The 9,146-nt window shown below is 73.2% G+C and carries 7 protein-coding genes; 5 read left to right on the forward strand and 2 right to left on the reverse strand.

Annotated features, from left to right (window positions below):
* Positions 1-2: 2 nt before the first annotated feature.
* The gene (locus NOD94_RS29200) at positions 3-1,613 is read right to left on the reverse strand and encodes an AMP-binding protein (RefSeq protein WP_281209132.1); all 1,611 of its coding nucleotides are present in this window, start codon (positions 1,611-1,613) and stop codon (positions 3-5) included.
* Between the two features lie 127 nt (positions 1,614-1,740).
* Between NOD94_RS29200 and NOD94_RS29205 the strand changes: the two genes are divergently transcribed.
* Both NOD94_RS29205 and NOD94_RS29210 read left to right on the forward strand, forming a co-directional pair.
* Positions 1,741-2,865 carry an acyl-CoA dehydrogenase family protein gene (locus NOD94_RS29205; RefSeq protein WP_281209133.1) on the forward strand — a complete coding sequence of 375 codons (1,125 nt, stop codon included), beginning with the start codon at positions 1,741-1,743 and terminating at the stop codon, positions 2,863-2,865.
* On the forward strand, positions 2,862-3,260 hold the full coding sequence (locus NOD94_RS29210) for a RidA family protein (RefSeq protein ID WP_281209134.1): 399 nt from the start codon (positions 2,862-2,864) through the stop codon (positions 3,258-3,260). Before NOD94_RS29205 ends, NOD94_RS29210 begins: the two co-directional genes overlap by 4 nt.
* A gap of 22 nt (positions 3,261-3,282) precedes the next feature.
* Here the strand turns inward: NOD94_RS29210 and NOD94_RS29215 are convergent, their stop codons facing one another.
* Positions 3,283-4,653, reverse strand: coding sequence for an aminopeptidase P family protein (locus NOD94_RS29215; protein WP_281209135.1), 1,371 nt, complete (start codon positions 4,651-4,653; stop codon positions 3,283-3,285).
* A 172-nt stretch (positions 4,654-4,825) separates the two neighbouring features.
* Here NOD94_RS29215 and NOD94_RS29220 point away from each other — a divergent pair, with 172 nt between their 5' ends.
* From NOD94_RS29220 to NOD94_RS29230, 3 genes are all read left to right on the forward strand, one after another.
* A complete protein-coding gene (locus NOD94_RS29220; protein ID WP_281209136.1) occupies positions 4,826-7,243 on the forward strand; it encodes a collagenase in 2,418 nt (805 codons plus the stop codon).
* Positions 7,244-7,334: 91 nt separating this feature from the next.
* Positions 7,335-8,471, forward strand: coding sequence for an FAD-dependent oxidoreductase (locus NOD94_RS29225; RefSeq protein ID WP_281209137.1), 1,137 nt, complete (start codon positions 7,335-7,337; stop codon positions 8,469-8,471).
* 260 nt (positions 8,472-8,731) lie between these two features.
* Positions 8,732-9,043, forward strand: a complete 312-nt coding sequence (locus tag NOD94_RS29230) for a (2Fe-2S)-binding protein (RefSeq protein ID WP_281209138.1) — start codon at positions 8,732-8,734, stop codon at positions 9,041-9,043.
* Positions 9,044-9,146: the final 103 nt, after the last annotated feature.

A 9,146-nucleotide genomic window follows, 5' to 3' on the forward strand; every position in this document is an offset into this window, starting at 1 on the left:
GTTCACTCTAGATCGCGCAGCCGGAACCGTTGGAGTTTGCCGGTCGCCGTTCGCGGCAGCGCCGGCAGGAAGACGAAGGAACGCGGGCACTTGTGCGGGGCCAGCTCACCGCGCACGAAGGTCCGCAGCGCCTCCTCGGTCAGCACCACCCCGTCCCGCAGCACGGTGTACGCCACCACGACCTGCCCGCGCCGCTCGTCCGGCCGGCCGACGACCGCCGCCTCCACCACGTCCGGGTGACGCAGCATGGCCTCCTCGACCTCCGGACCCGCGATGTTGTACCCCGAGGAGATGATCATGTCGTCGGCGCGGGCGACGTACCGGAAATAGCCCTCCGGATCGCGGACGTAGGTGTCTCCGGTCAGGTTCCAGCCGTCCCGCACGTACTCGCCCTGCCGGGGGTCGGCCAGGTAGCGGCAGCCCACCGGCCCGCGCACCGCCAGCAGCCCCGGCTCGTTGTCCGCGACCGGTCGCCCCGAGGGGTCCACCACCCGGGCCTCCCAGCCCGGCACCACCCGGCCGGTCGTACCGGGTCGGATGTCCTCGTCCGCCGCCGAGATGAAGATGTGCAGCAGCTCGGTCGCCCCGATGCCGTTGATGATCCGCAGGCCCGTGCGCTCGTACCAGGCCCGCCAGGTCGCCTCGGGCAGGTTCTCGCCCGCCGACACGCAGCGGCGCAGCGCGGACAGGTCGTAGGCGCCCGCGTCGTACGGCCCGAGCGTGTCCAGCATCGACCGGTAGGCGGTGGGCGCGGTGAACAGCACGGTCACCCGGTGTTCGGCGAGCGCCGGCAGCAGCACCCGGGGCGCCGCCTGCTCCAGCAGCAGCGCGCAGGCGCCGGCCCGCAGCGGGAACACCACCAGCCCGCCGAGCCCGAAGGTGAACCCGAGCGGGGGACTGCCCGCGAACACGTCGTCGGGGCGGGGCCGCAGCACACCGGCCGAGAAGGTGTCGGCCACGGCCAGCAGGTCCCGGTGGAAGTGCATGCAGCCCTTGGGGCGGCCCGTGGTCCCGGAGGTGAAGGCGATCAGCGCCACGTCGTCGGCGGAGGTCCCCACCGCCTCGTACGGCTCCGGGTGGGCCTCGGCCAGCCGCAACAGGTCGTCCGGTGCCTCACCGCCGTACGCGGTGATGCGCAGTCCGGGGACATCGGCCCTGGCCAGGTCGTCGAGGGCGCTCACATGGCACACGGCGTGCCGCACCCGGGCCATCGCGCAGACGGTGGCCAGCTCCTGCGCCCGCTGCTGGGCCAGTACGGTGACGGCCACCGCGCCCGCCTTCATGACCGCCAGCCAGCACGCGGCGAGCCAAGGTCCGGTGGGTCCGCGCAGCAGCACCCGGTTGCCGGGGACCACCCCGAGGTCGACGGTGAGGACGTGGGCCAGGCGGTCGACGCGCTCGCGCAGTTCCCCGTACGACCACACCTCGCCCGAGCCGCTGCGGAAGGCCGGCCGGTCCGCCCCGAACCGCGCGATGGTGGCGTCGAGCAGCTCGGCCCCGCAATTCAGCCGGTCGGGGTAGGCCAGTTCGGGCAGTTCGAACAGCAACTGCGGCCAGGCGTGTGCGGGCGGCAGGTGGTCCCGGGCAAAAGTGTCGGCGTGAGCCGAAGGCATGAGCTCCAAGGCGGGTTCGCCCCCTTGCAACGTCCGGATTGAGGTGGAGCCGGCCGTGCGGTCGCGTCACGAGCGTATCGTGATGGTGACGGCAGTCAACAGGACGCGATAGAACTGGGGCATTCGGATGACCGGATTCGCGCTCGGGGCGGAACAAGAGGAATGGTGCGCCGGGCTGCGCACCCTCGCACGGGAACGGCTCGGGCCGCTCGCCGAGAAGGGCGAACCCGGCCGGGTGAACCGGCCGCTGCTCGCCGCCCTCGGCGAACTCGGCCTGCTGGAGAAGGTGTTCGGCTCCGGCGCGCTGGAGCTGTGCCTGCTGCGGGAGTCCCTGGCCTACGGCTGCACCGAGGCGGAGACCGCCCTGGCCCTCCAGGGCCTCGGCGCCCACCCCGTGCTCGGTGCGGGCCGGCCGACGCAACGGGAGCGCTGGCTGCCGGGCGTACGGCGGGGCACGACGGTGGCGGCCTTCGCGCTCAGCGAGCCCGGCGCCGGCTCGGACGCGGCGGCCCTGGCCCTGGCGGCCGAGCCGGACGGGCCGGGCTGGCGACTGACCGGAGCCAAGTGCTGGATCTCCAACGCCCCCGAGGCGGACTTCTACACCGTCTTCGCCCGGACGGGTGAGGCGCCCGGCGCCAAGGGCATCACCGCCTTCCTCGTCCCGGGCGACCGGGAGGGCCTCACCGGCGAGGCCCTCGACATGCTGTCGCCGCACCCGATCGGCTCCCTCGCCTTCGACGGCGTGCCCGTCGGACCCGAGGACGTCCTCGGTGAACCCGGGCAGGGCTTCCGCGTCGCGATGAACACGCTGAACCTGTTCCGGCCGAGCGTGGGCGCGTTCGCCGTCGGAATGGCCCGGGCCGCCCTGGACGCCACCCTCGCGCACACGGCCGGCCGGACCGCGTTCGGCGGGGTCCTGGCCGACCTCCAGGCCGTCGCGCACCGGGTCGCCGAGATGGCCACCCGCACCGAGGCCGCCCGGCTGCTGGTCTACGCGGCCGCCGGGGCCCACGACAGCGGTGCGCCCGACGTGCCCCGCCGGGCGGCGATGGCCAAGCTGCTGGCCACCGAGACCGCCCAGTACGTCGTCGACCACGCCGTCCAACTGCACGGGGCGGCCGCCCTGCGCCGCGGCCACCTGCTGGAGCACCTCTACCGGGAGGTGCGGGCCCCCAGGATCTACGAGGGTGCCAGCGAGGTGCAGCGCACGATCATCGCGAAGGAGCTCTACCGGGAGGTGGCGGCCCGATGAGCCCGGAGCGCGTCAACCCCGAGGGGTTGTCCCCGGCGACGGGCTTCTCGCACGCCGTCGTCGCCACCGGGGGCAGGCTCGTGTTCCTGGCCGGGCAGACCGCGCTCGACGGCGCCGGGAAGGTGGTCGGCGAGACCCTGCCCGAGCAGTTCGAGCGGGCCCTGACCAACCTCCTGGCCGCCCTCGCCGCCGCTGGCGGAGCCCCGGCCGACCTGGCCCGGGTCACCGTGTACGCGACGGACGTGGCCGACTACCGGGAACACGCGGGCGAACTGGGCCGGGTGTGGCGGCGGTTGGCGGGCCGCGACTACCCGGCGATGGCCGTGATCGGCATCGTGCGGCTGTGGGACACCGAGGCCCTGGTCGAACTGGACGGCATCGCCGTGCTGCCCTGACCCGGGCCCCCGCGCGCACGAGCTACCCCTCCAGGAGGGCGCCCATCCACTCCTCGATGCCCGCCACCGTGCGCGGTAGGGCCGAGGACATCAGGCGGGCGCCGTCCGAGGTGATGACGAGGTCGTCCTCGATGCGCACGCCGATGCCGCGCAGTTCGGCGGGGAGGGTCTCGTCGTCGGGCTGGAGGTAGAGGCCGGGTTCCACGGTGAGGACCTGGCCCTCCTCCAGGATCCCGTCCAGGTAGGTGTCGGCCCGCGCCCGCGCGCAGTCGTGGACGTCGAGTCCGAGCATGTGGCCGCTGCTGCACAGGGTGTACCGCCGGTGGAGGTCGCCCTCGGCGTCCTTCAGCACGCCCCAATCGGCCAGCCCCTCGGCGATGACCCGCATCCCGGCCCGGTGGAAGTCCCGGAAGCTCGCGCCCGGGCGCAGCGCCGCCATGCCGGCGTCCTGGGCGGCCAGCACGAGTTCGTACACCTGCCGCTGCACCGGGGAGAAGCGTCCGGACAGGGGGAGCGTGCGGGTGATGTCGGCGGTGTACAGGGTGTCCGTCTCGACGCCCGCGTCGAGCAGCAGCAGGTCGTCGCCGTTCAGTCGGCCGTCGTTGCGGATCCAGTGCAGTACGCAGGCGTGGGCGCCCGAGGCGGCGATCGTGTCGTAGCCGGTGCCGTTGCCCTCGGCACGGGCGCGCAGACCGAAGACGCCCTCGATCCAGCGCTCGCCGCGCTCGTGGGCCAGGGCGCGCGGCAGGGCCCGTACGACGTCCTCGAACCCGGCGGTGGTGTGGTCCACGGCCAGTTGGAGCTGGCCGACCTCCCACGCGTCCTTGACCAGTCGTAGCTCCGACAGGGCGGCGGCCAGCTCGTGGTCGGTGGCGGCGTCGCGGGCAGGCGGGGCGCCGAGGGAGTCCAGGTGCGCGCAGCGGATGCCCGTCAACAGTTCCGCCTCCGCCAGGTCGGGGCGGCGGCCGACCCAGAACTCGCCGTAGCGGCGGTCGCGGTAGAACTCCTCGTTGCCGCCGGCCCGGGGCGAGCGCGGCCGCAGGTACAGCACCGCCTCGTGGCCGCTCGGCCCGGAGGGCTCCAGTACGAGGACGTGTCCCACCTGGTCCTCGCCGGTCAGGCCGGTGAGCCAGGCGTAGGCGCTGTGCGGCCGGAAGCGGTGGTCGCAGTCGTTGGAGCGGACCTTCAACTCGCCCGCCCGTACGACGAGCCGCTCGCCCGGGAAGAGCGCCGAGAGGCGGGCCCGGCGCGCGGGGGTCACGGCGTGGGCGGGGACGCGTGCCGCGGCGGACAGCGGTGAGGCCGCCCAGTCCGCTGCCATGAAGCGGGACAACTCGCCTGATACCGGCAGGTCGTGACTGCCGATGTGGAGGCCGGAGGGGTGGTCGGACATGGAGGCTCCCTCAAGAAGTACCGAACTGGTGGGCGCACAGGGGTTGTCAGTGCAATTTCACATTACTATGTTACAGCTCACACCTCGGCACGTTAATCCCCGTCAAACGCCGTGTGACGCAGTGCAGTTCACGCACCAATTCCCCCACCTCCCTCCCAGCCAGGAGTTCCCGGTGTCCCAGCACAGAGCTGTGCGTACGTCCCTCCTCTCCGCCGCCGTGGCGGTCACCCTCCTCGCCACCGCCGGCCAGGCCGTGACCCAGGCGTCCGAGCGGGGCACCCCCGCCGCCGCGAGCGGCGTCTCCGCTCCCGCCACCTTCGGCCCGGCGGCCCCGGCCGCCACGCCGAACCCCTTCGACGAGGTCGAGCGCTTCGCCAACGCCCAGGAGCCCGTGGCGGCGCCCGCCCTGGCCCCCGGCGGCAAGGCCGCGGCCGGCGGTCAGGTGGCCGGCGCCGCTCCGGCCGCCTCGGCGCCGGTCTCCGCCGCCTCGTCGGAGCGTTCGGAGAAGAATCGCAAGTCGGCCTCCGCCGAGGCCGCGCCCACCGCGCGGAGCGTCGCGGCGGGCGTCCCCTGCACCCTTGACGGGATCACGAACCTCACCCCGGAGCAGTTCGCCGACTTCCTCGGCGACCAGGCCGTCCTCGCCGACGGCTGTCTGAGGGGCCTCATCTGGACCTGGGACGCCCGCCTGACGCCCGTCATGTCCGACGCCCACGTCCAGGCGGTCTCCCGCCGGATCTCGGCCCTCTCCGCGGCCCACGACGGCCGCAACTCCTCACACCTGGAGGAGATGTTCACCTACCTGCACGCCGTCGCCTACCACGACTACGCGCGCTCCGAGATCGACGTCACCGACGCCCCGACGGTGAACGCCATGCGGCAGGCCATCGCCGATTTCGGGGCCGCCGCCCGCACCTTCGACGTCACGCGGACCAACGCCAACACCCTGCGCGAGGCCCTCTACGCGGCCAGCGCGCCCGGCCTGCGCCACCACCAGCTCGGCCTCATCAAGAAGGTCCTGGCGACCATGGACCCGGCCCACCCGGCCACCCACCTCGACTCCGCATGGGCGGGCGCCGCGCTGGCCGCGCTCTCCGTCAACTACCTCGGCGTCTACCCGGGCAACCAGGACGCCGCGTTCCACGCGGCGGTGGCGGGCGACCCCTCGTACCGCGCCGCGTTCAAGGCCTTCGCGACCCACACCCACCTCAAGGGCACCGCGAACGCCTGGGTGGTGCGCGACGCGCTCAGCGAGTACGCCCGCTTCGGTGAGATAGCCGGCCTGCGCGACGGCATAGCCGCCGACCTCGGCGGGATGCTGGAACAGGTCAAGCGGGACTTCGGCAACGGCAGCGAGCAGTGGGCCAAGCTCGTCTCCTGGCTCAACTACTACGACGCCTGCAAGCCGTACGGAGTGTGCAAGGAGGACATCGAGAAGCAGATCTTCCCGTACACCTACACCTACGACAACGGCGCCATCAAGGTCCGCACCGGCCTGGACCGGGCGACCGTCGACCAGCTGTACTACGCGAGCAAGCAGGTCAAGGCCCAGTACCACCGCGTGCTCGGCACCGACCAGCCGCTCGCCGGCGACCCGAACTCCACGCTGAACATCGTGCTGTACGGCTCCCGCGCCGACTACGAGAACTACCACCCGATCCTGACGGGCTACGACACCAACAACGGCGGCATCTACATCGAGAACGGCGCCACCTTCTACACCTACCAGCGCCGCGTCCCGCAGGACTCCTCCCTCACCCTGGAAGAGCTCTTCCGCCACGAGTACACGCACTACCTCAACGGCCGCTTCGCCGTCCCCGGCTTCTTCGGCGAGGGCCCCTGGTACGAGGGCGACCGCACGACCGCCATGGACGAGGGCACCGCCGAGTTCTTCGACGGAGCCACCCGCGACAACGGCATCGCCGTCCGCAAGTCCCTCGTCAAGAGCATCATCGCCGACACGGCGAACGGCGGCCCGCGCATGACCGTCGAGCAGTTGCTCAACGCCACCTACGACGGCGACGGCTTCCGCTTCTACAGCTACGCCGGGACCTTCTTCGAGTTCCTGTGGACCGAGAAGCCCGCGCTGCTGCGCGAGATGTACACCCACCTGCGCGCCAACGACGTGGCGGCGTACGACTCCTGGCGCCACCGCATGGGCGCGGACACCTACCTCCAGCGCGACTACACCCGCTTCCTGGACGCCCAGATCGCCAAGGTCGACCAGCTCCACGTACCGAACACGACCTTCACGCCGAACGACCAACTGCGCGACTCCGCGCTCGCCCCGGTGAAGTCGACGTTCGCGACCGCCACGTACAACACCCCGGACTGCGTGGAGAACGGCGACCCCGGCAAGCGCCGCTTCACGTGCACGGGTCGCATCAGCGCGAACCTGAAGAACTGGCGCAGCGACGACCAGAACTTCAAGGACATGTCCGAGACGGTCGACTACTTCATCCTCGACCGGGCCGGCGCGGCCTCCAACAACCTGGCCGACATGAACTGCTCCTTCGGCCCGGTGGAGATCTGGACCAACAAGACGGCGGGGACGTCCTCCTACAGCTGCGAGGGCCCGCTGCGCAGCTGATCAGCGCCCGGGTCGGTCCCTCATCCGAACGGGGGGAGGGACCGACCCGGGGATCCTAGGCACTCTCAAAAGAATGTGACATATTACTGCCGTGTCCCAGACCCACTCCCCGGACGTCGTCATCATCGGCGCCGGTGTCGTCGGAGCCGCGTGCGCCTACTACGCGGCGCGCTCCGGGCTCTCCGTGGCGGTCGTCGACCGCGGCAGCGTCGCGGGCGGCACGACCGGCGCCGGGGAAGGCAACCTGCTGGTCTCCGACAAGGAGGCCGGCCCCGAACTCGACCTCGCCCTGCTCTCCACCACCCTGTGGCGCGAACTCGCCGCCGTCCTCCCGCCGGAGACGGAGTACGAGGCCAAGGGCGGCCTGGTCGTCGCCCCCGACGACACCACCCTCAAGGCCCTGCGGGGCTTCGCCGACGGCCAGCGCGCCTCCGGGGTCGTCTCCAACGAGATCGGCCCGGACGCCCTGCACGACCTGGAACCCCACCTGGCCCCGGGCCTCGCCGGCGGCTTCCACTACCCGCAGGACGCCCAGGTCCAACCCGCCCAGGCCGCGGCCCGGCTGCTGGCCGCGTCGGGGGCCGCGCTGTATGCGGGGGAGGAGGTCACCGAGATCCTCCTCGCCGACGGCGCGGCCCGCGGCGTCCGCACCCCCCACCGCACCCTGCACGCCCCGGCGGTGGTCAACGCGGCCGGCACCTGGGGCGGCCAGATCGCCGCCCTCGCCGGAACCACCCTCCCGGTCCTTCCCCGCCGCGGCTTCGTCCTCGTCACCGAACCCCTGCCCCGCGTGGTCCGCCACAAGGTCTACGCCGCCGACTACATCGCCGACGTCGCCAGCGGATCCGCCGCCCTACAGTCCTCGGCCGTCGTGGAGGGCACCCCGGCCGGCCCCGTCCTCATCGGCGCGACCCGCGAACGCGTCGGCTTCGACCGGAGCCCGTCCACCGAGGCGCTGCGCCGGCTGGCCCGCCAGGCGGCGGCCCTCTTCCCGGTCCTGAGCGACGTCCGCGTCCTGCGCGCCTACCACGGCTTCCGCCCCTACCTCCCCGACCACCTCCCCGCGATCGGGCCCGACCCCCGGGTGCCCGGCCTGCTGCACGCCTGCGGCCACGAGGGCGCCGGCATCGGCCTGGCCCCGGCCACCGGCCTCCTGATCGCAGCCGCCCTCACCAACACCCCCCCACCCCTGCCCCCCCACCCCTTCCGCCCCAACCGCTTCCCATGAGCCCGAACCCCACCCGGCGCGGGGGCTGCGACCCGGCCGGGGTTCGGGGCGGGGTGGGGGGTCGACCGGGGCCAAAACGTGATTTGTTGGCGCGCACTCCTGCCCCACCAACGCAGCTCAGCACAGGGCGCCGTAAATCATGCCCGCCCCGGACGACCCCCCACCCCGTCCCGGACCCCGGCCCCGCAGCCCGCCCGCCCGCACTCACCCCCACCCCCGACCCCATCCCGCGCGGCCAAGCCCACCCGAGGAGCCCCCTGATGCGCACCCCCCGCTCACTGGTCGGCGGCAGCCCCACGGCGACGTACGTCCTGCGCTTCGACGGCCGCGAGCTGACCGCGCAGGCGGGCCAGAGCGTCGCGGCCGTGCTCTGGTCCGCGGGCGTCCTCGCCTGGCGCACCACCCGCGACGGCGGCGCGCCCCGGGGCGCGTTCTGCGGGATCGGCAGCTGCTACGACTGCCTCGTCACCGTCAACGGCCGCCCCAACCAGCGCGCCTGCCTCGTCCCCGCCCGCCCGGGCGACACCGTCACCACCCAGGAAGGAACCGGCCGTGCCGAACTCGCCGTCTGAAGACGCCCCTTCGTCCCCGGCCGGCGCCCCGACCGCGCCGATCCCCGCCGCCGGTCGGGACCGGGCCCCGACCCCGGCCGGCCGGGCCACCCCCGACCTCGCC

This window comes from Streptomyces sp. Isolate_45 (genome assembly GCF_024721315.2).
Taxonomy (GTDB): Bacteria; Actinomycetota; Actinomycetes; order Streptomycetales; family Streptomycetaceae; genus Streptomyces.